Here is a 26,534-nt window from a genome sequence, read left to right on the forward strand (position 1 = left end):
ATGACCCTTCCCGCTGCCCGTACTGCTGCCGATCGTTACCTTGGGATGGTCAAACGGTCGCTGGTGAATGATCTTTATCTCGAGTTGGAAGCGGCGCTGCATTATCTGCTGCTCTGCCAGCGGGCTGGGCAGGAACCCGACCCCGAGATCGTTCGCGATGTCGCCGCCCATCGCCCGGAAATTCTGGCCCATCTGTCGGCGCAGCGCGAGGTTGGGCAGATGGTCTATTGGCCGGGGCCGGACGGCCAATTGTACGATCCGCGCAATCTGGCCGAACAAAGCCATACGATGATCGGGCGGAAGCGGCTGGATCATTTGCATGCCTGTCTCGATACGCTTTATACCCAAGGCATTCCCGGTGACTTGATTGAAACCGGCGTCTGGCGCGGGGGGGCGACAATCTTCATGCGCGCCCACTTGGCCGCTTATGATGAAACGGGGCGGCGGGTCTGGGTTGCCGATTCCTTCGACGGGTTGCCGGAACCGTCGATCACGCAGGACAGCGGTTACGATCTGAGCAAGCGACACCAGCCGATCCTGGCAATCAGCGAAGAGCGGGTGCGCGCGCTGTTTGCCCGGTATGACCTGCTGGATGATCAGGTCCGCTTTCTGCCGGGCTGGTTTCGGGACACGCTGGCGGCGGCCCCCATCGAGCGCCTCGCTCTTTTACGGCTCGACGGCGACCTCTACGAGTCGACGATGGATGCGTTGGAGGCGCTATACGATAAGGTTGTCCCTGGCGGTTTTATCATTGCCGACGATTACGGCGCGCTGCCGCCCTGCCGTCAGGCCATTGACGAGTTTCGGGCGCGGCGGGGCATCAATGATCCGCTCGAAAAGATCGACTGGACGGGGGTTGCTTGGCGGAAACAGGCCGATGCGCTTCCGGCCCGGCGGTCTGGCGGGCGCGGCAATTTTAAAATTATTCAGAAGCCTGCACCGCAGCGCGAGGAGTGCCGCTTTTACCATCGGGTCGATCTTCCAGGCGGCCCGTCGGAAGGCGAGTGGGATTTGCGCCCGAATGTCGATGCCTATTTCGGCGGCGTCACACTAGCGGGGCGCAGCGTTCTTGAAATTGGCCCGGCCAGCGGTTTTCTGTCCTTCCATATGGAGCGGCAGGGCGCGGCGGTTACGGCGGTCGAACCCTCGATGGAACGGCTGTGGGATTGTTTCCCGCTCAGCGGTTTTGACCGGGCGCAATGGCGCGACGATCACGAGGTGCAGATTACCCGTGTGCGCAATAGTTTTTGGTATCTGCACCATCTCAACCGGTCGTCCGTCCGGCTGGTCGAGGCCGATCCGGAAACCCTGCCGGAAGCGATGGGGGAGTATGATATCGGCCTGCTCGGCGCTATTCTGCTGCATACTCGGTCGCCGTTCTCCATTCTGGAGGGCGTGGCGGCCCGGGTGCGCGAGACGATGATCGTCACGGATCTGTTCGATCCGACCTTGGGCGATCTGCCGGTCATGCGGCTCATTCCCTGGGCCAATGCGCCGACCCTCGATACCTGGTGGTCCTTCTCCCCCGCTTTTCTGGTGCGGGCGCTGGAATGCCTGGGCTTTCCTTATGCGACGGTTACCTATCATACCCAGTTGCGCGTGCAGGATAATCTGCAGGTACCGATGTGTACCGTCGTTGCCCATCGCACGGCACCGGCCGGGTATCAGCCGATGCTTCCGGCCGCTTCGGTGGCCCCGGAAGCCCTCCCTGCACCGATTGATGCCCGGCAGATCGATTTGCAGATCGCGGCCGCCCGTGATCTGCGCTGGTTACCGGATAGCATCACAGTCGAAGATGATGACATCACGATTCAGGGTTGGGCGCTGACCCTGTGGGATGCGCCCGAGGCAACTCGGTTTACGATCAATGGGGCCGTTTTCACCGAGGTCGAGTGGCCGTTGCCGTCACCTGACCTTAAGGATTATTTCGGCTTTCTGCCCCATGCGGACGCGGCCCGCTTCCGGTGTCGCTATCGGTTGCAGCCCGGTGAAAACCCATTCCCCGAGGGTGTCGCCTGCGTTGCCATGACAGGGGCCTTCGGTGACCATCGCCGGTCTTACCGAACGGCTTGGTACCTGCTTGATCCGGCGTTAGAAGCCCCGCTTCCTGATAGCGCGCAGATTGCCCGCCTGATTGGCACTGAAAACAGCTTAGCGTTCCGCATGGGTGGGGCAACGATCGTTCACCGCATCGACCGCTATCTGCAAGACCGCTTCGACAGGGGGCTGAGTTCTTTCCGGGCGGTGTTGGATTGGAACTGCGGCGCGGGTCAATTGAGCCGCTATTTGACCCGTTTTGTCTCGTGCCTCGTCGGTGTCGATACCGACGCTGCCATGGTTGCGCAATGCCAAGCCACCCTATCCAGTCCTGTGCAGGAAGCGGTTCGGTTTACCGTAGTCGGCGCCGCCCCCCCCACCGACTTCGCCGATGGTCAGTTTGACCTCGTGATCGGTCTGTCGGTGCTGACCGAGATGGATGCGGCAACGCAGGACGCTTGGTTGGTGGAATTGCAGCGGATTGTCGAACCCGGCGGGCTGTTGCTGCTATCGGTGCGCGGGTTTGCCCAATCCTCCTTCTACCGATGCCCGCCCGATTTGTGGCAGGCAACCCAGCGCGCTGGGTTATTGTGTCAGGGTGACGCTGAAAACCCGCAGGCCGTACACTCACAGGAGTATATTTTTAGCCATTGGGGTCAGTATTTCGACATTCTCGACAGTATCGGCGGGCTTGCGGGCGGGCAGGATATGATCGTGCTGCGGCGCCGCAGTTCGAAACCCACCCTTGCGGAACTCCGCATTGATTCCCCCCGCCATTCCGATTAGGTGATGTGCATGGGACTGCCGTTTTTAAAGATGCATGGCCTGGGGAACGATTTCGTCGTGCTCGAAGGCCGCCGCGCGCTGCTGGAACTGCCGGGCGACTGGATTCGCGCGGTCGGGGACCGGCGCACCGGCGTGGGGTTTGATCAGTTGATCGTTATGGAACCGCCAAGCGACGGGCGGGCCGATCTGTTCATGCGGATCTTTAACCCCGATGGGTCGGAAGCGGGTGCCTGCGGGAACGCCACCCGCTGTATCGCCCATCTTGCCATGCAGGCCGAAGGGCGCGGCAGCGTGACCATCGAAACCTTGGCCGGGTTGCTAGAGGCGGTGCGCGGCGAGACGGGGTTGATCACCGTCGATATGGGACCGGCGCGGCTGGACTGGGCGCAAATCCCGCTCGCCGAAGCCTGCGACACGCTGCATGTGCCGATGACCGTCGGCCCGCTGTCCGATGGCGTCGCCACCAATATGGGCAATCCGCACATCACGTTCTTTGTGCCGGATGCCGAGGCGGTCGATCTGGCGGCGCTTGGCCCGATTGCCGAACATCACCCGATGCTGCCACGGCGCGCCAATATCGGCCTCGTGTCGGTGCGGGCGCGCGATCATATCCGCTTTCGGGTGTGGGAGCGTGGGGCGGGCATTACGCGCGCTTGTGGCTCGGGCGCGTGTGCTGCCGCCGTCGCCTCAATCCGGCGCGGGCTAACCGACCGGTGTCTGAAAGTGAGCATGGACGGCGGCGATCTGACGCTCGACTGGCGCGAAAGCGACGGGCATGTGCTGATGACCGGCCCCGTTTCCACCAGTTTCGTCGGCGAATTTGCGGGCGATCTGGCGTTGGAGCGGTTTTCGTGAGCGGACCGCAGCTCGTCACCTTCGGGTGCCGCCTCAATACCTATGAATCGGAAGTGATGCGCGATCTCGCCACCAAGGCGGGCGAGGGCGAGGCGATCATCTTCAATACCTGCGCCGTCACCTCGGAAGCCGAACGCCAAGCGCGGCAGGCCATCCGCAAGGCCCGCCGCGATAATCCGAACGCGCGCATCATCGTTACCGGCTGCGCCGCCCAGGTCAGCACGGCCAAATTCGCCGAAATGCCGGAGATCGACCGGATCATTGGCAATGATCTGAAACTGAAGCCCGAAGCCTGGGGTGTGACGCCCGACGAAGCGCGCGTCGAAGTGAACGACATTATGCAGGTGCGCGAAACCGCCCAGCATTTGATTGAAGGGTTTGACGGGCGGGCGCGCGCCTTCGTGCAGGTCCAGCAGGGCTGCGACCATCGTTGTACCTTCTGCATCATCCCCTATGGGCGCGGTAACTCCCGCTCCGTCCCGGCGGGCGCGGTGGTGGAGCAAGTGCGCAAGCTGGTCGAGAATGGCTATGCCGAAGTCGTGCTGACCGGCGTCGATGTGACCTCCTATGGCCACGATCTGCCGGGCAAGCCGACGCTAGGGATGCTGGTGCGCCGGGTGCTGAAACTGGTGCCGGACCTGCCGCGCCTGCGCCTCTCGTCCCTTGACCCCGTTGAAATCGACGATGATCTGTGGGCGGCCTTGGCCGAAGAAGAGCGGTTGATGCCGCATCTGCATCTGTCAGTCCAGGCTGGGGCCGATCTGATCTTGAAGCGCATGAAGCGCCGCCATTTGCGCGCCGATGCCATCGCCGTTGCCGAAAAGGCCCTGCGCCTGCGCCCGGATACCGTCTTCGGGGCCGATCTAATCGCCGGGTTCCCCACCGAGACGGACGAGCATTTCAACGATTCTCTGCGTATCGTTTCGGAAGCGAATTTAACCTATCTGCACGTTTTCCCCTATTCCCCGCGCCCTGGCACGCCAGCGGCAAAAATGCCCCAGCTTCCTGGCAGCACGATCAAAGCGCGCGCGGCGGCACTGCGCGCGGCAGGGCAGGCGGCGTTAACCCGCTATCTCGACACCCAAGCGGGCCGGGTTGAAGAAATTCTGTTCGAGGAAGAGACGCTGGGGCGCACGCCTCATTTCGTTCCCGTAACGGGATTGACCGGCACCCCCGGCACGCGCCAAAAGGTGCGGCTGATCGATCGGATCGGCGAGCAGATGCGCGGAGAGGTGGCATGAGTGACGAAAAAAAGGGCTGGTTCCGGCGCTTAACCCAAGGCCTCTCCCGCTCCTCGGCGAAGCTGACGGAAGGTATTTCCGCCATCTTCACCAAGCGTAAGCTGGACGACGAGGTGCTGGAGGAGTTGGAAGAACTCCTGATCGCCGCCGATCTAGGGGTTAAAACCTCCGCCGACCTCATCAAGCACCTGCGCAAAACCCGTTTCGGTAAGGATGTGACCGATCAGGAAGTGCGGGAGGTGTTTGCCGCCGAAATCGCCCGGATTCTCGAACCCGTCGCCAAACCGCTGGCCATCGACCCCAGCCGGGGGCCGCATGTGGTGCTGGTCGTCGGCGTCAACGGGTCCGGCAAGACCACCACCATCGGCAAGCTGGCCCAATTCTACCGCGAACAAGGCCTCAAGGTCATGCTGGCGGCGGGCGATACCTTCCGCGCCGCCGCCGTCGAACAATTGCGCATCTGGGGCGACCGCACCGGCTGCCCGGTTATCCATCGCCCGGAAGGCGCGGATGCCGCCGCGCTCGCCTATGACGCGATTGCCGAAGCGCGCGCCGCGGGCGCCGATCTCTTGTTGATCGATACCGCTGGGCGGCTGCACAATAAGGCGCAGTTGATGGACGAACTCGCCAAAGTGCTGCGCGTTATGCAGAAGATCGAACCGACCGCCCCGCACGATACCGTGCTGGTGCTCGATGCCACGGTCGGCCAGAACGCCCATAGCCAAGTGGAAGTTTTCCGCAACCTCGTGAAAGTCTCCGGCCTCGTGCTGACCAAGCTCGACGGCACCGCGAAGGGCGGCGTGCTGGTGGCGCTGGCGGAAAAATTCGGTCTGCCCGTCCATGCCATCGGCGTTGGCGAAAAGGCCGAAGACCTACGCCCCTTCGCGGCGGAGAAATTCGCCCAATCGCTCTTGGGGATTACGACGACCGAAGACGCCTAGAACCCCACAAGAGACTAAGGGGGAGGACGCGCGATGCGGGAAGCGGATTGGCGGCGGATCAAACGGTTCCTGCGGGTGCTGGTGATTGGCGCTTTCGTGGGCGCCGTTTTTGGCAGCCTGATTGGCCAGACCTATCGGCAAGATCTCGCCACCACGCTGTTTATCGGCCCCTTCATCGGCATCGTGCACGGGGCGCTGATTACCGCGAGCATCGGCGGCTTCGAGATGTTTTTCCCGCTGACCGCCTGGGGCCGCGCGCTGCGCCGGGCGTCCTTCGCGGTGACCTTGGCGATCAAGGTGCCGCTATATTGCGGGCTCATCTTGGTGATCGAATATTTCCGCCTGGGGGAGGTGGTCGCCGCCGCCTTTGGGGTGATCCAAGCGGTCGAACCGGTCGATCTATCAAACCCGTTGATGGTGCTCTCCATCGTTTTTTCGCTGTTCTTCATCGTCGTCTTCATCGAAACGATGCAGATCAATCAGATTATGGGGCCGGGGACCTTAACGCGCTTCGTCTTCGGCTATTATCATCGCCCCCGCCTTGAACATCGCTTCTTTCTCTTCGTCGATTTGCTGGGGTCGACCCGCTTGGCGGAAAGCCTGGGGCCGCTGGCCTATCAGCGCTTTCTGAATGGGGTGTTTCAGGCCGCGTCCGACCCGATTTCGGACCATCAGGGCGAAATCTATCAATATGTCGGCGATCAAATGGTCGTCACCTGGACGGAAAAAGCCGGTACCGGCGGCAAGCGCGGCGCCTGCCGACCCTTGGACTGTGTTTTCGCGCTGAAAGACGCGATTACGGCCCTCGGTCCGGCCTATCTGAAAGAGTATCGCGAGGCGCCCGCCGTGCGCGCGGCGCTGCACTACGGCGAAGTGGTGGTCGGCGAAATCGGCGATGCCAAGCGCGATATCGCCTTTCACGGCGATGTGTTGAACGCCACAGCCCGGCTGGAAGGCGTGGCGCGCGACTATCAGGGCTTCTTCATCGCCTCCGCCGCTGCCCTCGACCGATTGGCGGCGGCAGCGGGAGGCTGGCCGAGCGCCTATAGCTACCGCCGCCTTGGGGCCTTGCCGCTCAAGGGCAAGGCCGCGCCGGTGGAAGCCGTCTTGGTGGCTCAGGCCGCCTTGGGCCAATAGTCGAGATTTTCCGCCGCCAGGGTTTCCTGTACGGCGGGCAGCGCCAGCAACCGTTCGACCAAAGCGGTCCAATGGGGGGCTTTCTCGCGCATCGGCCAACCGAGCCGCGCGACGATCCAGCGGTATTGGATCAGCAGATAGAAATCGGCGGGGGTCAGATGGCTTGGCGCGTCCGGCCCCGTGGCGGGAACGGCGAAGGCGCGGCCATCGCCCAAGCGGGCTTCAATATAGGCGATGATCTCGTCGAGCAGTTTGAACGATTGCTCGCGGAACGTCGCGTAATGGCTTTCATCCGGGCTAAAGCGCGCCGGGCGGGCGAATAAGGCCCAGGCGAAGGCATGGAAATGGCCCGACAGATAGTTCAGCCATTCCATCAGCCGGGCTTCGGCCAGCGGATCGGTCGGCCACAGGCCCGCCTCCGGCTTGTGGGCGCAGAGGTAGCGGCAAATGGCCGGGGCTTCGGTCAAAACCTCTCCGGCAGGCAAGCTGCCGCCCGCGAGCACCGGCACGCGGCCCTTGGGGTTTAGGGCGAGATAGTCCGCCGTGCGCTGCTGCCCATCGGCCAGGGCAACCGGGGCCAGGCTATGGGGCAGGCCCAGTGCCTTCAGCACCGCGTGGGTGACGAAAGAACAGGCCCCGGGGGCGTAATAGAGCGTGAAACTATTGGACATTCCGACTTTCCTCCCAGGAAGGGATTGACACTGTTAGCCGCTTCGCCCCCGATGGCAAGGCCGTTACCGGCAGGGGGTGAATTTTTGGTTTGGAGCGCATCATGGCCCGTCCCACCGTTATCATTATCGGCGCTGGCATGGCGGGTGCGTCGCTGGCCTATGAACTGGCAACCGAGGCGGAGGTGACCCTGCTGGAGCGCGAAAGTCACCCCGGCTATCACACCACCGGGCGTTCGGCGGCGATGTTTACCGAAACCTATGGCCCGGGGCCAATCCGGGCGCTGACCCGCGCCTCCCGTGCCTTCTACGAAACCCCGCCGGAGGGGTTTACCGCCACGCCGATCTTAACGCCGCGCGGCGTGCTGCTGACGGCGGAACCGGATCGGGCAGGGTTGATTCCAGATGTGCTGGTGAGCGGTGCCACCCAGGCGCTCACAGCCGCTGAAGCCGAGGCGCAAGTGCCGATTTTGCGCGGGGAGCGGCTGGCCGGGGCGGTTGCCGAACCGGGGGCGCGGGCTATGGATGTCGATGCGCTGCTGCAAGCCTATCTGCGCGGGGTCAAAGCGCGCGGCGGGCGATTGATTTGCGAAGCGCCGGTCACCGCTCTCGTCCGCACAGACGCTGGTTGGCGCGTCAGCACCCCCCACGGGGATCTATCCGCCGATGTCGTTGTCAATGCGGCCGGCGCCTGGGGCGACCCGGTGGCGGCGCTCGCTGGGATTGCCCCGGTCGGGCTGGTGCCGAAACGGCGCACGGCCATCTTGATCGAGGCGCCCAGCGACCCGCAGGGCTGGCCGATGGTGATCGATATTGCCGAAGCCTGGTATTTGAAGCCCGACGCCGGGTTGCTGCTGGCCTCCCCCGCCGATGAAACCCCGGTGCCGCCGCAGGACGCCCAGCCCGACGAAATGGATATCGCCATCTGCGTTGACCGGATCGAAACAGCGACGACCCTTCAGGTTAAGCGCATTCGCCATAAATGGGCGGGCTTACGCAGCTTCGTGGCCGATGGGGTGCCGGTGGTTGGTTTCGATCCCGACGCGCCCGGCTTCTTCTGGTTGGTCGGCCAGGGCGGTTATGGGATTCAGACCGCCAGTGCCTTGGCGCGGTTGTCGGCGGCGCTGGTCCTGGGCCAGCCGGTCCCGGCGGATATTCTGGGCGAGGGCTTGACCCCCGCTGATCTAGCACCGCGTCGCTAGACGCAGGCCCCCTAAAAAAGAATGGGCCGCTCGGCGTGCGAGCGGCCCTTTCCCGTCCGATGGGATGGGGCGATTTAGACTGCTCCCGACCTCCGAAAGCAACAGGCGCCCCGGTCAAAGCGGGCAGGCGTCAGATAAAACGATCCTGCCATCCTGACAGTCCCTTGGTGGGTAGACACAGGATCACCTCCTTTCGGTTGTTGGTGGGAAACAACAGGACCGAGTCTAATCAACGGGGGAGTGCAGCGCAACAGGCGGATGTTTGATTGTTTCGTGACAAGCCGGACTCGCGCCTCAGGGTATCGCCAAGCGCTTAGGGTTGCGCTAGTGTGTGCGCCGTTAAGAATCTCCGAGCGTTAGGCAGCGACATGGCCATCGACGAAACCCTGGAACAGCATATCCGCGCCGAATTTATCGACGAAGCGCGCGACATTACCAACGAGCTCGACGTGATGCTCGGCAATGTCCGGTCGGGGCTGGTTCAGCAGGGCGAAGCCATTCAGGCGATGCGCCGCCATTTCCATAATCTGCGCATCGGGGCGCGCTCGGTCGGGCTGATGGCCGCCGACGTGATCTTGCACCAGATGGCCGATTACGTGGATGGCGTGACCGAACTCGGCGACCGCGAGTTGGATGGTTTGCAGGCCTTCACCGACCTGCTGCGCGTCACCCTCGATACGGAAGAAGACGAAACCCCGGCACCGTCCTTGCGCGAAGTGGTGCGGCAGATGCCTGCCGCGCGCACCTTCGATGTTAATGATATCAAACTGCTCGATATCGTTATTCTGCTGGTCTCGCCGCAGCGGTCCGCCGGGCGGATCGTGGAGCGGGAGTTGATGGCCTGCGGGTACCGCGTCGTTAATGTCACTAAGAGCTTCGAAGCCCTCGAAATGGCCGTGCGCCTGAAGCCGGACATGATCATTGCCTCCGCCATGCTGGACGAGCTAACCGGGATCGATCTCGCGTGTGCCGTGCTGTCGATGCCGACCACCCAGGATATTCCCTTTGCCCTGCTGACCAGCTTCGGTTGGGGCGATCCGTCGCTGGAAGGGCTGCCGCCGCGCGCTGCCATTATCCGCAAGGGCAGCCATTTCGGCGATGATCTCGCCGAAGCGCTGTCCCGCTTTTCGATCACCTGATGGACGCCGCGCCGCCTTTCGCCAGCCTAACGGCGGCGGCGCTGGCCGTTCTAACGGCCGCCGATCCGGCGGAAAAGGTCCGCTTGACCCGGATGGCGGCGGCAGAATGGGCCGCCGGCGCGCTGCCGATTGGGGCCGTGCCGATGGTGCCGGAACGGCCCGCCCGCCCCGAAAGACCCGATCTTCTGCCACCCAATAAGATGCCGCATCGCCGCCTGACGCGCGGGGTGCGCGGGCGGGTGACGCTGCTGCACGCCCTCGCCCATATCGAGTTGAATGCCATCGATCTCGCCTGGGATATTCTGGCCCGCTTCGCGCCAGACTTTCCCCCAGGCTTCGCCGCCGATTGGTTGCGGGTCGCGGCGGAAGAGGCGGAGCATTTTGCCTTGCTGGCCGGGCGGCTGGCGGCCTTGGGCGCGGCCTATGGCGATCTGCCCGCCCACGACGGTCTGTGGCAAGCCGCGCAAGAAACCGCTGGCGACGCGCTCGCCCGCCTTGCCGTCGTGCCCATGGTGCTGGAGGCGCGCGGCCTCGACGTTACACCGGTGATGATCGCTAAGCTGCGCGAGGTGGAAGACGAGGCGTCGGCTGCGGCACTGGAAGTGATTTACCGCGATGAAATTGGCCATGTTACCATCGGCAACCGTTGGTTCCTGTGGTTGGCGGCGCAGCGCGGCGTTGGCGAGCCGCGCGCGGCGTGGCAGGCGTTGGTGCGGCAGCATTTCCGGGGGCCGCTGAAGCCGCCGTTCAACGACGATGCCCGCGCCTCGGCAGGCTTTACCGGCGATTGGTACGAACCGCTGGCCGCCCATGCCGCATGATGGTCACGATAGTCTCGCAAGCCAACTAGGCCCGGGGGAAGCCGCGCGCTTCTGGCGCGTGCCGGAAGGGGATACGGAAGTGCTGATGGCGCGCTTCCGCCGCCATCGTTTCGCGCCCCATACCCATGACCGTTATGTGTTTGGCGTTATTACCGGCGGGGTTGAGGCGTTTCATTCCGGGCGGGAGCATCATTACGCGACCGTCGGCAGTCTGGCCGTTCTGCATCCCGGCGAGGTCCACGACGGTTATGCGGCGGTGGCAGAGGGTTGGGCCTATCGGATGCTCTATCTCGATCCGGCGTTCGTGCAGCGCGCGGCGGCGGCGCAGGGGTATCGCCCCTCGGATGGGTTGCCGCGCTTTGCGGTGTCGGTGATGCAGGATCCGGCGCTGGCGGCCCAATGTTCGGCCCTTTTCGAGGCGCTGGCCCAAGACGACCGCTTGGCGCGCGAAGTGGCGCTCTATTCCGGTGTTGCGGCGCTGGTCCAGCGCCACGCGTGCGTCCCGGCCCGGCGCCAGGACGAACCAGCGGCGCCAGGGCACATCCAGCGCGCGGCAGACCGTTTGCGTGACGATCCGGCAACCCCGGTTTCCCTGGAGGAGCTAGCGACCGATACGGGGCTTGGCCCTTTTCAATTGATCCGCGCCTTCCGGGCCGCCTATGGCTTGCCGCCCCACGCCTTCCAGAAGCTTGCCCGCCTGCACCGGGCGGAGGCGGCGTTACGGCGCGGCGTGCCGATCGCAGCAGTGGCGGCAGACTGTGGTTTTGCCGATCAGGCGCATTTAACGCGCGCGTTTAAGAAATTTCGGGGTGTCACCCCCGGCCAATTCCGCCCTACCGTCCGGTAAACACAAAAAACCCCTTCCAGCCTGAACCGGAAGGGGTGCCCAAGGGTGGGGAGGAAGAGGTTAGAACTTATAGCGCAGGGCAACCGACATAATATCGACCGACCCATCGGTCAGCGTCGCCTTGACGCGGGCGCCGGTGCTCTTCGTCACATCGACCTTCACATCATCGACGAAAACATGGGCATAGGCGGCATCGACCGAGATATTATCGGTCAGGTCGTAGCTCGCGCCCAAGGCCAGCCACACGCGGTCGTTATCCGGCACGCGGGTCGAGCGATGCTTATCGACGGTCGGGGTACGGTCGAACTGGGTACCGGCGCGTAAGGTCAGCGCATCGGACCATTTGTAGTTCACGCCCAGCGCAACGGAGTAGCTGTTGCGATAGTCTTGCTGTTCGACCGAGAAGGTCGTGCCGTTCGACTTCACGTCGATCTTATCGAAGTTGCTCCAGTGGAAATAATTCGCCTGGGCCAGCAGGGTCCACTTCGGATTGACCTGCCAGGCTGCCCCAAGGCCGACGATATCCGGCGTGGTGACGGAGATTTCGGCCGGGCCAGAGCGGGAGATGGAGGCGCCGCGCGCAATCGTCAGATCGCCTTCGACCGTATGCTTAATACGGCTGCGGTAGGTCAAGCCGATGGTCAACTCGTCTACCGGCTTCCAGGTCAGGCCCAGGTTGGCGCCAACGGCCCAGCCATCGGCCTTCACGGTGAACAGGCTATCGGTATTGACGTTATAGAGACCGGCCACGCCCCCGATGGAAGCAAGATAGGCTTGGCTTTGCGCCGCGCTCAACCCCGAGAGGCCCGCGACCGCCGGAACCGCAGTAGACAGTGTGGTTCCTGCCCGCTGAATGTCGATACCGCCGCCAATGGAGAATTTCGACGAGACCTTATACGCGCCGGTCAGGCTGATATTCAGGGTTTCGAGCTTCGACTTTTGCGAATCGTAGCGACCGAAGAAACCATTATCGTATTTATTCACGAGGCCGAAGGGGGCATTGATCCCCATCCCCAGGCGAACATCGTCGTTGACGACCCAGACGCCATAGAGGTTCGGCACAATGGCCGGATCAAAACTATCTTCATTATCCTTGCCGGTGACCGGCACGCGCGCCCCGCCGAGGGCCGTTGGCAGTTGGGCATAGGAACCGTCGTTCTTCAGCTTGGAGCTGAGCAGCAACAGATTCCCGCCCGCGGAAAACTGCGAGCGCGTGAGGTTCGTCATGCCGGCGGGATTGGTATAGACCGTCGTCGCATCGAAGCCGACGGCATTCTGACCGGCATTGGCAGCGCCCAGGCTGCTAACGCTTTGTTCCTGGATATAGAACGACCCGGCAAGGGCTGCCGGGGCAACGGCGAGGCCAGAAAAAGCCAGCAGCACGGCAGTACGGCTGATCGGAAAACGCTTCATTATCTTTCCTCCCAGAGTTCTTTTTGTTCTTTCCTAAGTACCATGACCTTTACGTTATGGGGAAGGGAACTTCTGGTCCGGAATGTCGCATCCTCAGATTTCTATCAGGCTGTGGCGGAAAAGGCACAAGTGTGCCGATCAACCCTCTAAGGCTGACCCATGCGCGTAATCGCGCGTCACCTGTGCAACCCGGGTGACATAGCCTTTGTACCAGCGTTCTTTCCCCAGCCGCTGGGCGACGACATGCGCGGCGACAGACTTCCACGCCACCATATCTTGCTCGGTCTGCCAATAGGAAACTGTGATGCCGGTGCCGTCGGCGTTGCGCACCGATTCGGCCCCCAGGCAGCCGGGTTGACGGGATGCAAGCTCTTCGATGGTGTCGGCCATCGCGGCGTAACCGCCGGTATCGTCGCTTAGCTGATTGGTGAAGATCACGGCCCAATAGGGCGGGGCGGGGGTTTTGGCGAAGATCATTTCTGCGACACCATTTCGGGGGCGGCGGGATAGGTGGAGCGAAGCACGGCGAGCCAGCTTAGTGCCTCGGGATCGGTCAGGCGGATCAAGCGGCCATCGGCGTCGATCGGGTAGAGGCTAAGGCTGATCGTGTCATTAACATTACCGCCGATGGCGCGCAGTTGGCGCGGGCGAACATCGACGACGATATCGCAGTGCATGGGGCGCGGGCTGCCGATTTCAGCCCGCCGGTCGAGCAAACTCGCCAGCCGTTTTTCCGGCGGCGAGCGGTCGCCACAGATCAAATCCCCGGGCTGCGGCGTATCTTCTTCCGGCGGTTGGGCGACAAAGCCCGGCGTGCCGATCAGGGCGGCATCAAGATAGGTGAAATGGGCCTCGGCACGCGGTAAATCGCTTGCCGGAACCCCGGCGGCGCAGGCGAGATACGAGATGAACGCGGCCGACCAAGCGATGGAGAAGGGGGCATCGGTGGCCGCAGCTTTGCCATCGCTGGCGGCGGCATTTTCCCCGAAGACGGTCGGCACCGCGCGCCAATAGCGCCGCAGGTCGCTGGCGACCCGATCATCGGTTTCCTTGATGCCTTCGGCCAAGATTTCCTTGCGCCCGTTGGACCAATCGATGACGGCGCCGCCGAAGGTTTGCCATTCGGCCTGCGCCGTTGCGATGAGGCGCAGGCGGCGGGCGGCGGGGCTGTCTTCGACGGGGCAGGCGAGCGGCGTCGGGCGACCGTCGAGACTGAAATTCATCTCGGCACACCCCGCAAGCGCGAGCAGACCGAGCAAGAGAGCTGGGAGGCGCAACCGTGTCATCATCCTGTGGGTATAGGCGAGAATGGCGGGGTCTGCTACAGGCTTAACCCGAAAGGACGGGGGAATGCCTGAGACAAATTCCGAGACGATGATCTTCGACCGCCGCGCCCTGCGCCGGAACCGCGACCGCGCGGCGGCGGGCTTCGACGGGCGCCATGATTTTCTGGTGCAGGAAATCGGCGACCGGTTGCTGGACCGGCTGGAAGATATTCGGCGGCGCTTTCCGGTCGCGCTCGATCTTGGTGGCCATACGGGGGCCTTGGCGCGGCTCTGCGCTGGGCGTGGCGGGATCGAAACACTGATCACCGCCGATCTCTCCCCCGCGATGATCGCCCGCGCGCCGGGGCCACGCTTGGTGGCGGACGAGGAATGGTTGCCCTTCGCTGATAATAGCCTCGATCTCGTGCTCTCTTGCTTATCCTTGCATTGGGTCAATGACCTGCCCGGCGCTCTGATCCAGGCCAATCGCGCGTTAAAGCCCGATGGGCTATTTCTGGCGGCGATCCTCGGCGGCGAGACCTTGCAGGAATTGAAGGCCAGCCTTGCGGCAGCCGAAATCGCCGAAACCGGAACCTTGGTGCCCCGTGCCTCCCCGACGGTCGATATTCGCGATGCGGGGCGGCTGTTGCAGCGCGCGGGCTTTGCCCTGCCGGTGGTCGATAGCGACGTGCTGACGGTGTCCTACCCCGATGCGCTGGCGCTGATGCGCGACCTGCGCCAGATGGGGGAAGCAAATGCCCTCGCGGCCCGCCCCCGCCGTCCGTGGCGCCGGGCGACCTTGGCGCGGGCTGCGGCGGATTACGCCGACCGCTTTGGCACGCCCGATGGGCGGGTGGAGGCGAAGTTCGAGGTGATTTTCCTGACCGGTTGGGCGCCGGACGCCAGCCAACCGCGCCCCTTGCGCCCGGGCAGCGCTAAAAGCCGCCTCGCGGCGGCGCTGGGGAGTGTCGAGAAAAAGCTCTAGCTGCCTTAAGCCGCGTGGCTATTGGCCGAATGGGCGGTCAGGATCAGGTAGAGGGCATCGGCGGTTTCGGCACCGCGCAGCTTTTCGCAGGTACCCTTATCGCGCAGCAGGCGGGACACGCGGGCGAGCGCCTTCAGATGGTCGGCCCCCGCAGCTTCCGGCGCGAGCAGCAGGAAAATCAAATCGACCGGCTGTTCGTCGATGGCTTCGAAATCCACGGGCTTATCGAGCTTAGCGAACAGGCCGCGCAGGCGCGGCAGGCTAGGCAGCTTGCCGTGCGGGATGGCGATCCCGGCGCCGACACCAGTGGTTCCCAAGCGTTCGCGTTCCAGCAGCACTTCGAAAATTTCGCGTTCCCCGGCGCCGTCCGGCCCCATCAGATCGGCGGCGCGCTTGGCCAGTTCTTGCAGGGCCTGCTTTTTGGTTCCTGCCCGCAGATTGACGACTACCGCGTCCGGGGAGATGAGGTCTGCAATATCCATCGGTTCCTGCTCTGACACGTTTTAGCGCCGCCGTCCGCCCGCACAAAAACAGCGGAAGGGTGCCTTTTCAGCACCCTTCCGCCGAAGATCAGCGGGGCCGTGCCGACCGCCGGTTAAGACGATCATTGCGCGGCGGACAGTTCGCCCTTTGGTTCGCCCCGCACGGTCTGACTATTTCCCTGCGGATCGATCCAGCCGATATGGCCGTCGGCCCGGCGATAAATCACGTTCAACCCGCCATGGGTTGCGTGGCGGAACATGAGCACAGGCAGATCGCCAAGGTCAAGCCGCATTACCGCATCGGGGACAGCCAGGGTTTCGATCGCCACCTGCATTTCGGCCACAACCATTGGCTGGGCGCTGGGGGGCGCCTCTTCCTGTTCGGGCGCCAGCACATAGGAGGGTGCGGATTCGACGTCCGGCAGCGGGCCGCCGCGATGGTGATCTTCCTTCAGGCGGCGCTTATAGCGACGAATACGCTTTTCGGCATGTTCGATGGCTTCATCGGCGGCGCGATACGGATCGGTCGCGCTGGCTTTCGCTTGAACGGTCAGATTGCGCGCCACATGGACGGTGACATCAGCCCGGATCAGGTGCGCGTCGGGCGTGAGGACCAAGGTCGCATCTAAGGGACGGGCGAAATATTTGCTGACAGCATTGGTCAGGGTTTCAGTGATGTGGGTGCGCAGCGCATCGCCGACATCCATTTGCTTGCCTTTAACAGTAACCTGCATGGCAACCTACCCTTATTTCTGTGATAAGACTGGGCTAGGCAACGGTCCTGGCAGTTCGGCGACAATGGTCGCCGTCTCGTTACTCGGTTGACACCGATCTTTTTTCGGTCCCGCGTCGAGTTAACCCCCTAAACCGTCGCTAAAATGCAACAGTGTTGCCGGTTCTAACTCTTGTCGGCGCATCTCCCTATTTGTCTGGAAGATAGCGTTACAGGTTTTTTTAAATTCCGAAAGCCTTTTCGCGACGGCGCTGAACGGAAGAGGGAATTCGCATGGCCTCCCGATATTTTGCCACCGTCCGGCGGGCGATATCGACGCCGTCGGCCCTTAAAATTTCCACAATCTTGTCGTCCGACAGGATCTCGTCGGGCTTTTCGGCGTCGATCAGGGCTTTGATGCGATAGCGCACGGCTTCCGCCGAATGGGCCGCCGACCCATCCGCCGATTGAATGGCGGAGGTGAAGAAATATTTCAGCTCCAGCATCCCGCGCGGGGTGGCGATATATTTGGCGGTGGTGACGCGGCTGACCGTGCTTTCGTGCAGGCTGACCCCTTCGGCAATGTCGCGCAGGATCAGCGGGCGCAGGTGGGTGATGCCGTGGCGGAAGAAGCCATCCTGCTGGCGCACGATCTCGCTGGCGACCCTTAGGATCGTGGTGGCGCGCTGGTGCAGGGCTTTTACCAGCCAATTGGCCGTTTGGAACTGTTCGGAAATATAGTCGCGGTCGGCTTTGTTCAGCGATTGGCGGCGCACGCGCGTGTGATAGCGGTTATTGACCAGCACGCGCGGCAGGGTTTCTGGGTTGAGTTCCAGGTGCCAAGTTCCGTCTGGCAGCGCCTGCATGAGAATATCCGGCGTCACCGGATCGGCGGCGCTGCGTTCGAACGCTAGGCCCGGCTTGGGGTTCAGGGCGCGGATTTCCCCGATCATATCGGCAATATCGGCGGCATCGACGCCGCAAACCCGTTGCAGCCCGGCAAGGTCGCGGTGGGCGAGCAGGGGGAGGTTGTTCAGCAGCGCCTGCATCGCCGGATCCAGCCGGTTTTTCTCCGCCAGTTGCAGCGCAAGGCATTCGGCGAGCGAGCGGGCGCCGACCCCGGTCGGGTCGAAGCGCTGCACCTGCGCCAGCACGCTTTCAATCCGTGCCAGATCGCAGCCGAATTGCGCGGCAAAAGTTTCGAGCGGTTCGGGCAGATAGCCCGCGTCGTCGATGCTTTCGACCAGGGCGGCGGCAATCATCCGGTCGGTCGATTGGGCAAAGGTCAGTCCGACTTGCGCCATCAGATGTTGGCGCAGGGTCGGGGTTTCGCTCAGGGTTTCTTCCAGCCCGCGCAGATCATCGTCGAACGACCCGCCGCTGCCCGAGCCGCTGCCGCCGCCGGTCATGCTCAGGCCCGCTTCGACCATGCCAAGGTCGGTCCCGTCGCTTTCGGTGACGCGGCCGGGGGTTAGGCTATCGGTATCGGCCCAGTCGGTATCGAGTGGGCTGTCGTTGCTGGCGGGTAGGTCGGCGGTAAGGGCTTCGGCGGCATCGCGCGGCGCTTCCACCGGCGGGGCGGCGGCTTCGCTGGTATCTTCCCGCTCCAGCAGCGGGTTCCGCTCCAATTCGGCTTCGACAAAGGCGGTGAGTTCGAGATTCGACAGTTGCAGCAGCTTGATCGCCTGCTGCAACTGCGGCGTCATCACCAGCGATTGCGACTGCCGTAGATCGAGACGGGGCGCCAGCACCATAAAGCCCGCGAACCCTAAAGGCTAAACCGGTCGCCGAGATAGACCCGGCGCACGTCTTGATGGGCCACAATCTCGCGCGGGGTGCCGTGCATCAGCACCACGCCATCGTGCAGAATATAGGCGCGATCCACGATATCGAGCGTCTCGCGCACATTATGGTCGGTGATCAACACGCCGATGCCGCGATCTTTCAGATGTTTTACGAGATCACGGATATCGGAAACGGCGATGGGGTCGATCCCGGCCAAGGGCTCGTCGAGCAGCACGAAATCGGGCTGGGACGCGAGGGCGCGGGCGATTTCCGTGCGTCGCCGCTCCCCCCCCGACAGGGCGAGGGCGGGCGTGCGCCGCAGATGATCGATGGAAAATTCGGCCAGCAGCGCATCCAGCATCGCTTCGCGCTTATCGCGATCGCTTTCCACCACTTCCAGCACGGCGCGGATATTCTGCTCCACGCTCATGCCCCGGAAGATCGAGGCCTCCTGCGGCAGATAGCCGACGCCGAGGCGCGCGCGGCGGTACATAGGAAGCGTGGTGATATCATGGCCATCGAGCGTGATGCGCCCCGAATCGGCGCGAATCAGCCCCGTGATCATATAGAAGCAGGTGGTCTTCCCGGCCCCATTTGGCCCCAGCAGCCCGACCGCCTCGCCGCGCGCGACCGAGAGCGACACGTCGCGGACTACCGGGCGTTTCTTATAGCGTTTCCCTAGGCTATGGGCGGCAAGGCCGCTGCCACCGGTTGCCACCAAACGCGGCGTTGCGGCAGGGGTTTCGGGGGACGGCGGGGTTTGTCCGGTCAATTTTTGCCACCAGCGTCGATCATCATGTGTCCCTGCCATTACGGCCCCTTCCCGGCGGCGCCTGCCCGATTGGTCGGCGCTTGCGCCTCTCCCGGCACCAGCAGCCCGCGCACCGGCGCCCCTTCCCGTCCGGCGGCGGGGCCGCGCAGGATACGGCTAACGCCGGTTTTCATATTCACTTCGGCATAATCGCCATTCAGTTGGTTTTTACCCTGCGTCACTTTGACCCCGCCCAGCAGGGTCGCGATCTGCCGGTCCATGTCATAGACACCCTTGTCCGCCGAGGCGGCTTCGGCGGGGGTGGCGATTTGAAGATTGCCGAACCCATCGACTTTCGAAATTCGATTGGCTTTGCCGCTGGCGTCTTGGGCCAGATGGGCGGTTAGCACGTCGGCGGCAATGCGGCGGTCGGCCTCCACCGCTACAGCATCGCCGCGCGCGACGGCCACTTTGCGCCCGTCCCAATACTCAAGACTATCGCGCGCTGTGATCACCTGGGTCGGCGTTGTCAGCTTCAGCGCTTTCCCGGTCACGACCATCAATTGCCGGTCAAGGTCATAGGTGCCCTTGTCGCCGACCACCCGCTCGCTGGCCGTGACGATAACCACATCCTTATCGGCCTCGACCTTGGTGATCTGCGTCTGCCCATCGGGCATTTCCCGATAATAGGCGCGCAGGGTTTGGGCGGTGACGGTCAGGCCGCCGCGCTGCACCCGAGCGCCGCCGGTGGCGATATAGACTTTCTCGTCCCGGCGCCATTCGATGCCCTTTTCCGCATCGATGGAAACGGGGCCGCTGCCGCTGGTCGTCGGAAGTTGGGCGAGGGCCGAAGCGCTGAGGAGCGCGCTGACTAATATGGAAACGATAGGCCAGCGCATCACGAGGCGCCCCGCGTATCGCGCAGCACCACCCGTGATTTGCCAATCAAAAACACCCGCTGACCCTTATCGAGAATTTCGAACCCGTCTTCGGCGCTTAGATCGCCCTGCGGCCCTTGGCCGGTCACGGGCAAAATTCCGGCGACGCGCTTGCGGGCTAAATCGGCCTGCGCTTGTTCAGTATGCATTTCATAGCCGCTATCATGAAACATCGTCACGGCGCCGCTCATGGTCAGCATCCGATGATCTTTATCGTAGCGCCCTTCATGGGCGGAAAGCTGAACCCAATCGCCCTTATCGCCGCTCAGGTCGGCTTTCGGCTGGGTCAGCAGCAGTTGCGAATCTTTAGTGACGGCGCCGGGGATAGCCAGTTGCGTCGCTTCCGTCGCGGTCAGCGTATAGGGCCGCCCGCCTTCATCGGTGCCGACAAAGCGCGGGTTGAGCATGCGCACCGTCGCTTCCTCTTCCCGCGAGACCGGCAGTTTCGATAAGCGGAAGCGCTTTTCATCGGGGAACAGCGTCGGCCAGGCCAGCAGGCCCGCCAGCAGCGTTAACGCGACCGCAGGCAGCAGCAGCCGCGCCGCCGCGACCCAGCGCGAGCGCGTTTGAACCCGCCGAACGGTCGCCGCCGCGCTCATCAATGCACCCCGGCGCGCAGGCAGTCGTGAATATGCAGCAACCCAACCGCCACGCCGCTTTCGACAACGAACAGGCTGGTGATCGATTTGCTGTTCAGGATCGCCACCGCTTCCGCCGCCAAGGCCTGGGGGCGGATGGTGACGGGGTTGCGGGTCATCACCTCGGCAACGGGCCGGTCGATATTCTCGATATGGCGGCGCAAATCGCCATCGGTAACAATGCCCAGCAGGCGGCCATCGGCGCCGGCAACCCCGGTACAGCCGAAGCGTTTGGAGGTCATTTCCAGAATGGCGGCGCGCAGGCTGGTCTCGGGTGTTACCAGCGGCAGCGCCTCGCCGCTGTGCATCAGGTCCGCCACCCGGCGCACTTTCTGCCCCAGCGCGCCGCCGGGGTGAAAGACCTTGAAATCATGGGCGCTGAAGTTGCGCCGTTCCAGCAAAGCCACCGCCAGCGCGTCGCCAATCGCCAGTGCCAGCGTGGTGGAGGTGGTGGGGGCCAAACCATTCGGACAGGCTTCCGCCGTTTTCGGGAGTGGCAGGACCACATCCGCCGACTCGCCCAAGGTGCTACCGTCCTGCCGGGTGATGGCGATCAGCGGGATCGAAAAGCGCTTGCTATAGGCGATAATGTCCAAAAGCTCGTGCGTCTCGCCGGAGTTGGACAGTGCCAACACCACATCGCTGCGGGTGATCATGCCAAGGTCGCCGTGGCTGGCTTCCCCCGGGTGTACAAAAAAGGCAGGCGTGCCGGTCGAGGCGAGGGTGGCCGCAATCTTGCGGCCGATATGGCCGCTCTTGCCCATACCGGTGACGATGATGCGCCCGGCGGCGCCTTCCAGCAGATCGACCGCCGCGTCCAGCCGGTCGCCCCCCGCCCCCGCCAATCCGTCGATCAGGGTCTGCAGCCCTTCTTGCGCCAGTGCGAACACCCGCCGGGCGACGGCGCGGTTGGTTTCGGCGGCGGTAACGGTCGGGGCGAGGGTCGAAAGATCGGTCACGGTAAACTGCCTAGGAGGGGCGCAAGGCGCCGCTGGGAAAGGGTTGGCCGGGCTTTTGCATGCGCGGGCCGCGCCTTGCCCGCACTATGCGCCGCCTGGGCTTGAAAGGTCAATTGCCCACGCACTAGGCAATCGCTTCCGGGTCGAAAAAATTTCTGTTTAACAATAATATTTTTCTGTTAAACAGAAATACCAATCAGGGAGGCTGGGATGAGTGCTGTCGATGAAGGGCTGGCGGTGATGGCGCGCGTCGGGCGTCGGGCGCGCTGGGTGATTTGGGGCTGCGTGGCGCTGCTGTGTGTGTTGGTCGGCCTCGTGAGCCTTGAGTTGCCGACGTTCCTGCTGAACCATCCGCAGATTGCGCCGCTGGTGCCGGGTAGCGCCGAGGTGCGCACGGCCTTGGCCGCGATGCCCTTGACCGCGCGGGGACTGCTGTTCGTGATCCTGTTGATCAGCGCCGCGCCCTTCCTGTGGGCCTTGGTCGAGGCGGCGCAGATCGCCCGGCTGATGGCGGCGGGGCAGGGGTTTTCGCCCGCCTTGCCGCGCCGCTTGCGCCGCATCGGCTGGGCGCTGGTCCTTACCCTCGTCAGCCGCCCGCTGGCGGGCATGGGGCTGACGGCCTTCGTGACCTATCACCTGTCGCAGAGCGTCGCGATCCCGCGCGCGACCACCCTGTCGTTCAGTTCCGACGATCTTGGCTTCGCGCTGATCGGTATTGCCGTGCTGGCGCTGGCGGCGATTGCCCGTAGTATCGTCGCGCTGGCCGATGACGCGCGCGGTATCGTCTAAGCGGTGGCGATCCGCGTGACCATCGACCGGTTGATGGTCGAACGCAAACTGAAGTCGAAAGACGTTGCCGAAGCGCTGGGCATCACCGAGGCCAATTTCTCCCTGCTGAAGAACGGCCATGTGAAGGGCATGCGCTTCGGCACGCTCGATAAGCTCTGCACGCTGCTGGGGTGCCAGCCGGGCGATATTCTGCGCCATGATCCGAGCGAGCCCGAAGCCGATTAACCCTGCCGCAGCAGCGGCGCGGCCTTCTGCCCCAGGGCAACCCAGGTGCCAGCAAAGCCGAGCGCGAGGGTAATGCCAAGGCTGAGCAGGGTAATCGCGCCGACCGGTAGCGGCAGGAAAACCCAATCGGCCCGCATCAGGAAGGTCACAACGCCCCAGCTTGCCAGCGTGCCGATCAGAATAGCGATGACGGCGGTGGCAAAGCCCAGCACGCCATATTCCAGCGCATAGGCCCCCAGCAGGTCGCGGCGCGTGGCGCCGAGGACTTTCAGCACGATGGCGTCATAGACCCGCCGGTGATGCCCGGCGATGACGGCGCCCGCCAGAACCAGCGTTCCGACCACGAGGGTCAGCCCCGTCACGGCGCGGGCGGCAGCCCCGATAGCGCCGAGAATCGCCGTTACCGTATCCAACGCCTCGCGCACCCGCACGGCAGAGACATTGGGGAAAGCGTCGCCCACCTGCCGCAGCATCGCTTCTTCCTGCGCCGGGGGCACATGAATGGTGGCGAGATGGGTATGCGGTGCCGACTCCAAGAGACCGGGGGAGAAGATCAGCACGAAGTTGAGGTTGAAACTCTCCCACTGGATTTGGCGGAAATTGGCGATCTTGGCGTCAAGGTTTCGCCCCAGCACATTGACCGTAATGACATCGCCGATCTCGACCCCGAACCCCTGGCGGAAGCGCGCATCGAGCGAGACCAGCACCGGGCCTTTATAGTCGGCGGGCCACCAGTCACCCTGCACCACTTTGCTACCCTCCGGCGGCGTCGCGGCATAGGTTAGGCCCCGGTCGCTATCGACGGCCCAGGAAACCTCGGGATCGACGAAGGCTTTTTCAACCGGCACGCCCTTGATAGCGGTGATCCGCCCGCGCAAGGAGGGGACGCGCCGCAAGTCGCTGGCGCCGGGGATCGACAGGGCCAGCGCGTCAAACGCGGCGGTTTGGGTAGACGGAATATCGACGAAGAAGAAGGCCGGCGCTTGATCGGGCAATCTTTCCACCACTTGGCGGTTCAGATTGCCTTCGATCAGCGTCACCGTGACCAGTACGGCAAGACCCAGGCCGAGCGACAGCACGACGCTGGCGGTCGGCGCGCCGGGCCGGTCGATATTGGCGAGTGCGAGGCGCAGGCGCGGGCTGCGCCCCCCCGCCCAAGCCGCGCTGGCAAGCGTGCGGGCAAGGCGCTTCAAACCACTCGCCGCCACCCGGAAGACGCCGAAGCTGACGATAGCGCCGCCGACGAACCAGCCCGCCAGCAGCGGCTGTTGTGCCGTGCCGATGGCCAAGGCGGCCAGGAGGAGGGCGGACAGCCCCATCGCCGCCAGAATGCGCGGGCCGGGCGCCTGACCGCGCGACGATCCGGCATCGCGGAACAGGCTGGCCGCCGAAACCCGCTGCGCCCGCCCCAGCGGCCATAGGCTGAAGGTCAGGGCGGTCAGCAGACCAAAGATTGCCGCCAGGGCCAAGGGGGCGGGATAGAGACCAACCGCTAGCGGTACCGGTAGCAGATCGCCCAAGGCCCCCGCCGCCAGCCAGGGCGCCCCGGCGCCCAGGATCACCCCGATCAGCGTACCGCCGCCCGCCATCAGACCGATCAGCATCAGATACAGCCGGAAAATGAAGCCAGACGGTGCCCCTACGGCCTTCAGCGTCGCAATCGTCACGCTTTTGCCGTCAAGATAGGCGCGGACGGCATTGCCGACGCCCACCCCGCCAACCAGCAGGGCGGTGAGCCCAACGAGGGTGAGGAAGAGCGCCAGCCGTTCAACGAAACGTTCCACCTGGGGCGACGCCTGCGACGGGTCGCGGACGCGCCAGCCTTCGCCGGGGAAGCGGACGGCTAAGGCCGTGCGGAACGCCTCCGCCGTCGTGCCCGGTTTCAGTTCAAGCTTATAGTGAAACTCCGCAAGGCTGCCCGGTTGCAGCAATTGGGTGCGCGCCATATCGGGTAGGGCGATCAGCACGCGCGGGCCGATGTCGAGCGGGCCGCTGGCGCGGTCGGGTTCGCTTTTCAGGGCGGCGGCGATGCGGAACTTCCCCTCGCCGATCTGGATCGTCTCACCGACCGAAAGGCCGAGGCGGGCCAACAAGGCCGGATCGATCACCGCGCCCGGCAGCCCATCGGCCTCGGCCAGAAGCCCCGGCATTGGTTCCGCCGGGGCGGTTTCGATCGTCCCGAACAGGGGATAGACGGCATCCGCCGCTTTCAACTGCACCAGCGAGCGTTTCGCCCCATCGGGCCGCACCGCCATTGCGCGCATTTCAATCGTCTCGGTCAGCCGCGTGCTTTGGCCCGCCAACCAATCTCGTTGCTCCACCGAAACCGGACGATGGACCTGCCGCAGGGTTACATCGCCGCCGAGCAAACTGCGCGCGTCGCGCTCCAGCCCGCCGACGATGGCGGCGGATAGGCTGCCGACGGCAGCGATCACCGCCACCCCGAGAGTGAGGCAGGCGAGGAAAATGCGAAACCCAGCGAGGCCCCCACGCATCTCGCGCAGGGCGAACCTGAGGGCGGGGGTCATGCCGCCGCTCCCAGATCAATCTGACCATCGCGCACCCGCACCACCCGGTCGCAGCGCTGGGCGAGGCTTTGATCATGGGTCACCAGCAGCAACGTGGTCCCGAAACGGTCGCGCAGGCTGAACAGCAAATCCATGATCGCCGTGCCGGTGGTGCCGTCGAGATTGCCGGTCGGCTCGTCGGCGATCAGCAGCTTCGGTTCGATGACGAAGGCCCGCGCCAGGGCGACGCGCTGTTGTTCCCCGCCGGAAAGCTGATCGGGGTAATGGGTCAGGCGGTGGCCGAGGCCGACCTGCTCCAGCGCGGCTTTTGCCCGCTCGAAGGCTTTTGGCTTGCCCGCCAGTTCCAGCGGCACGGCGACATTCTCCAGCGCCGTCATCGTCGGGATCAGGCGGAAGGCTTGGAAGACGATCCCCACGGTTTCGCGCCGCCAGAGGGCGAGATCGTCTTCGCTGAGGCCGCCCAGTTCAACCCCGGCGACGACCACCTCGCCGCTGGTTGCCCGTTCCAGCCCGCCGACGACCATCATCAAGGTCGATTTCCCGGCGCCCGATGGGCCGACGATGCCGACGCTTTCGCCGGGTGTTATGGCGAGATTGACCCCGCGCAGGATATTGACCTCGCCGGCGGCGCTCGCCAGCTTCACCTGAACATTGCGGAGTTGGATCATGGACGGCAGCACTCGCGGCGTAAAATCGGAAAACAGTAACGATCCCTACAAATGGGGCAAAACCTGGGCGAAACAACAGGCGCGGCGGGGTTTCTTGATGGGGATGCTCGGCCTATCGCTGCTCGCCGCCGGGCTGCCCAAGGCAGAGGCGGCGGAGGTGAAGATTCTCGCGCTCGGCGATAGTTTAACCGCAGGCTATGGCCTGCCCGCCGCCCAGGGCTTTACGGTTAAGCTGGAAGCCGCTTTGCGGGCCAAGGGTATCGCCGCGACGGTGATCAACGGCGGCGTGTCGGGCGATACCAGCGCGGGCGGGTTGGGCCGGATCGATTGGATGCTGGCCGATAAGCCGACCCACGCCATCGTCGAACTCGGCGCCAACGATGGGCTGCGCGGTCTCGATCCCGGGCAGATGGAGAAAAACCTCGACGCGATTCTCACCAAGCTGAAAGACGCCGGGGTGAAAGTGCTGTTGACCGGCATGCGCGCGCCGCCGAACTTCGGCGCGGCCTATACGCAGAGTTTCGATGCGGTCTTCCCGCGCCTCGCGGAGCGGCACAAGGTCGCTTTTTATCCCTTCTTTCTTGACGGGGTGGCCGCCAATCCTCAGCTTAACCAAGCGGACGGGATTCACCCGAACGAGACCGGCGTAAACACCGTTATTGAACGTATTTTACCCTCGGTTCTAAGCCTTTTGGCTTCATCTTGATTGTTTTGCTCTCAAA

At 63.9% G+C, this 26,534-nt stretch carries 26 protein-coding genes; 13 read left to right on the plus strand and 13 right to left on the minus strand.

The annotated features are described in order from the left end of the window. From CHR90_RS19555 to CHR90_RS12675, 5 genes are read left to right on the plus strand one after another with little or no spacing between them, the layout of a single operon-like run. Complete coding sequence (locus CHR90_RS19555) at positions 1-2,823, plus strand: class I SAM-dependent methyltransferase (protein ID WP_212668685.1); 2,823 nt, start codon at positions 1-3, stop codon at positions 2,821-2,823. A 9-nt stretch (positions 2,824-2,832) separates the two neighbouring features. Continuing rightward, complete coding sequence (gene dapF / locus CHR90_RS12660; protein WP_094409382.1) at positions 2,833-3,678, plus strand: diaminopimelate epimerase; 846 nt, start codon at positions 2,833-2,835, stop codon at positions 3,676-3,678. Beyond that, positions 3,675-4,919: a tRNA (N(6)-L-threonylcarbamoyladenosine(37)-C(2))-methylthiotransferase MtaB gene (gene mtaB / locus CHR90_RS12665; protein ID WP_170941398.1), complete on the plus strand. Its 1,245-nt coding sequence runs from the start codon at positions 3,675-3,677 to the stop codon at positions 4,917-4,919. Before dapF ends, mtaB begins: the two co-directional genes overlap by 4 nt. After that, the gene (gene ftsY, locus CHR90_RS12670; protein WP_141210951.1) at positions 4,916-5,860 is read left to right on the plus strand and encodes a signal recognition particle-docking protein FtsY; all 945 of its coding nucleotides are present in this window, start codon (positions 4,916-4,918) and stop codon (positions 5,858-5,860) included. The genes mtaB and ftsY overlap by 4 nt, the downstream gene beginning before the upstream one ends. Positions 5,861-5,893: 33 nt before the next feature. Then, a complete protein-coding gene (locus tag CHR90_RS12675; RefSeq protein ID WP_094409384.1) occupies positions 5,894-6,997 on the plus strand; it encodes an adenylate/guanylate cyclase domain-containing protein in 1,104 nt (367 codons plus the stop codon). Here the strand turns inward: CHR90_RS12675 and CHR90_RS12680 are convergent. Then, positions 6,976-7,668 carry a glutathione S-transferase family protein gene (locus CHR90_RS12680; protein WP_094409385.1) on the minus strand — a complete coding sequence of 231 codons (693 nt, stop codon included), beginning with the start codon at positions 7,666-7,668 and terminating at the stop codon, positions 6,976-6,978. The two genes, CHR90_RS12675 and CHR90_RS12680, sit on opposite strands and share 22 nt — an antisense overlap. 101 nt (positions 7,669-7,769) lie before the next feature. Between CHR90_RS12680 and CHR90_RS12685 the strand changes: the two genes are divergently transcribed. From CHR90_RS12685 to CHR90_RS12700, 4 genes are all read left to right on the plus strand, one after another. Continuing rightward, on the plus strand, positions 7,770-8,867 hold the full coding sequence (locus tag CHR90_RS12685) for an NAD(P)/FAD-dependent oxidoreductase (RefSeq protein ID WP_094409386.1): 1,098 nt from the start codon (positions 7,770-7,772) through the stop codon (positions 8,865-8,867). Positions 8,868-9,235: 368 nt separating this feature from the next. Further along, positions 9,236-10,006 (plus strand): response regulator, encoded by a 771-nt coding sequence (locus CHR90_RS12690; RefSeq protein WP_094409387.1) that lies wholly within the window; start codon positions 9,236-9,238, stop codon positions 10,004-10,006. Beyond that, positions 10,006-10,827: a ferritin-like domain-containing protein gene (locus CHR90_RS12695; protein WP_094409388.1), complete on the plus strand. Its 822-nt coding sequence runs from the start codon at positions 10,006-10,008 to the stop codon at positions 10,825-10,827. The genes CHR90_RS12690 and CHR90_RS12695 overlap by 1 nt, the downstream gene beginning before the upstream one ends. Further along, positions 10,763-11,674, plus strand: a complete 912-nt coding sequence (locus CHR90_RS12700; protein WP_094409389.1) for an AraC family transcriptional regulator — start codon at positions 10,763-10,765, stop codon at positions 11,672-11,674. Before CHR90_RS12695 ends, CHR90_RS12700 begins: the two co-directional genes overlap by 65 nt. A gap of 60 nt (positions 11,675-11,734) precedes the next feature. Here CHR90_RS12700 and CHR90_RS12705 read toward each other — a convergent pair whose 3' ends face one another. The 3 genes from CHR90_RS12705 to CHR90_RS12715 form a co-directional block, all read right to left on the minus strand. Beyond that, positions 11,735-13,087, minus strand: a complete 1,353-nt coding sequence (locus CHR90_RS12705; protein ID WP_094409390.1) for an OmpP1/FadL family transporter — start codon at positions 13,085-13,087, stop codon at positions 11,735-11,737. A gap of 138 nt (positions 13,088-13,225) precedes the next feature. Next, positions 13,226-13,564 (minus strand): antibiotic biosynthesis monooxygenase family protein, encoded by a 339-nt coding sequence (locus tag CHR90_RS12710; protein WP_094409391.1) that lies wholly within the window; start codon positions 13,562-13,564, stop codon positions 13,226-13,228. Beyond that, positions 13,561-14,310, minus strand: coding sequence for a DUF2272 domain-containing protein (locus CHR90_RS12715; RefSeq protein WP_170941399.1), 750 nt, complete (start codon positions 14,308-14,310; stop codon positions 13,561-13,563). The genes CHR90_RS12710 and CHR90_RS12715 overlap by 4 nt, the downstream gene beginning before the upstream one ends. A 127-nt stretch (positions 14,311-14,437) precedes the next feature. Between CHR90_RS12715 and CHR90_RS12720 the strand changes: the two genes are divergently transcribed. Continuing rightward, positions 14,438-15,337, plus strand: coding sequence for a methyltransferase domain-containing protein (locus tag CHR90_RS12720; RefSeq protein WP_094409393.1), 900 nt, complete (start codon positions 14,438-14,440; stop codon positions 15,335-15,337). 5 nt (positions 15,338-15,342) lie between these two features. Here the strand turns inward: CHR90_RS12720 and ptsN are convergent, their stop codons facing one another. The 7 genes from ptsN to CHR90_RS12755 all read right to left on the minus strand — a co-directional run bounded on the left by ptsN (position 15,343) and on the right by CHR90_RS12755 (position 21,602). Further along, positions 15,343-15,819, minus strand: a complete 477-nt coding sequence (ptsN, locus tag CHR90_RS12725) for a PTS IIA-like nitrogen regulatory protein PtsN (protein ID WP_094409796.1) — start codon at positions 15,817-15,819, stop codon at positions 15,343-15,345. A gap of 122 nt (positions 15,820-15,941) precedes the next feature. Then, positions 15,942-16,553: a ribosome hibernation-promoting factor, HPF/YfiA family gene (gene hpf, locus CHR90_RS12730; protein WP_094409394.1), complete on the minus strand. Its 612-nt coding sequence runs from the start codon at positions 16,551-16,553 to the stop codon at positions 15,942-15,944. Positions 16,554-16,773: 220 nt separating this feature from the next. Next, positions 16,774-18,285 carry an RNA polymerase factor sigma-54 gene (gene rpoN / locus CHR90_RS12735; RefSeq protein WP_094409395.1) on the minus strand — a complete coding sequence of 504 codons (1,512 nt, stop codon included), beginning with the start codon at positions 18,283-18,285 and terminating at the stop codon, positions 16,774-16,776. A 14-nt stretch (positions 18,286-18,299) separates the two neighbouring features. Further along, positions 18,300-19,127, minus strand: a complete 828-nt coding sequence (gene lptB, locus CHR90_RS12740) for an LPS export ABC transporter ATP-binding protein (protein WP_094409396.1) — start codon at positions 19,125-19,127, stop codon at positions 18,300-18,302. Beyond that, entirely contained in the window at positions 19,127-19,966 is an 840-nt protein-coding gene (locus tag CHR90_RS12745) for an LptA/OstA family protein (protein ID WP_094409397.1), read from the minus strand. The genes lptB and CHR90_RS12745 overlap by 1 nt, the downstream gene beginning before the upstream one ends. After that, the gene (lptC, locus tag CHR90_RS12750; RefSeq protein WP_094409398.1) at positions 19,966-20,604 is read right to left on the minus strand and encodes an LPS export ABC transporter periplasmic protein LptC; all 639 of its coding nucleotides are present in this window, start codon (positions 20,602-20,604) and stop codon (positions 19,966-19,968) included. Before lptC ends, CHR90_RS12745 begins: the two co-directional genes overlap by 1 nt. Next, positions 20,604-21,602 (minus strand): KpsF/GutQ family sugar-phosphate isomerase, encoded by a 999-nt coding sequence (locus CHR90_RS12755; protein WP_094409399.1) that lies wholly within the window; start codon positions 21,600-21,602, stop codon positions 20,604-20,606. Before CHR90_RS12755 ends, lptC begins: the two co-directional genes overlap by 1 nt. Before the next feature lie 210 nt (positions 21,603-21,812). Between CHR90_RS12755 and CHR90_RS12760 the strand changes: the two genes are divergently transcribed. Both CHR90_RS12760 and CHR90_RS12765 read left to right on the plus strand, forming a co-directional pair. Then, complete coding sequence (locus CHR90_RS12760; RefSeq protein WP_094409400.1) at positions 21,813-22,391, plus strand: DUF2975 domain-containing protein; 579 nt, start codon at positions 21,813-21,815, stop codon at positions 22,389-22,391. Between the two features lie 15 nt (positions 22,392-22,406). Then, positions 22,407-22,616, plus strand: a complete 210-nt coding sequence (locus tag CHR90_RS12765) for a helix-turn-helix domain-containing protein (RefSeq protein WP_267890176.1) — start codon at positions 22,407-22,409, stop codon at positions 22,614-22,616. Here CHR90_RS12765 and CHR90_RS12770 read toward each other — a convergent pair. Together CHR90_RS12770 and CHR90_RS12775 are read right to left on the minus strand one after the other, a co-directional pair. Then, positions 22,613-25,144, minus strand: a complete 2,532-nt coding sequence (locus tag CHR90_RS12770; protein WP_094409402.1) for an ABC transporter permease — start codon at positions 25,142-25,144, stop codon at positions 22,613-22,615. The two genes, CHR90_RS12765 and CHR90_RS12770, sit on opposite strands and share 4 nt — an antisense overlap. Next, a complete protein-coding gene (locus CHR90_RS12775; protein ID WP_094409403.1) occupies positions 25,141-25,812 on the minus strand; it encodes an ABC transporter ATP-binding protein in 672 nt (223 codons plus the stop codon). The genes CHR90_RS12770 and CHR90_RS12775 overlap by 4 nt, the downstream gene beginning before the upstream one ends. On the opposite strand from CHR90_RS12775, the gene CHR90_RS12780 reads away from it, so the two are divergent. Then, positions 25,811-26,518 (plus strand): arylesterase, encoded by a 708-nt coding sequence (locus tag CHR90_RS12780; RefSeq protein WP_308421753.1) that lies wholly within the window; start codon positions 25,811-25,813, stop codon positions 26,516-26,518. The genes CHR90_RS12775 and CHR90_RS12780 overlap by 2 nt on opposite strands. The last annotated feature ends 16 nt before the right edge of the window (positions 26,519-26,534 follow it).

This window comes from Elstera cyanobacteriorum, from assembly GCF_002251735.1.
Lineage (GTDB): Bacteria > Pseudomonadota > Alphaproteobacteria > Elsterales > Elsteraceae > Elstera > Elstera cyanobacteriorum.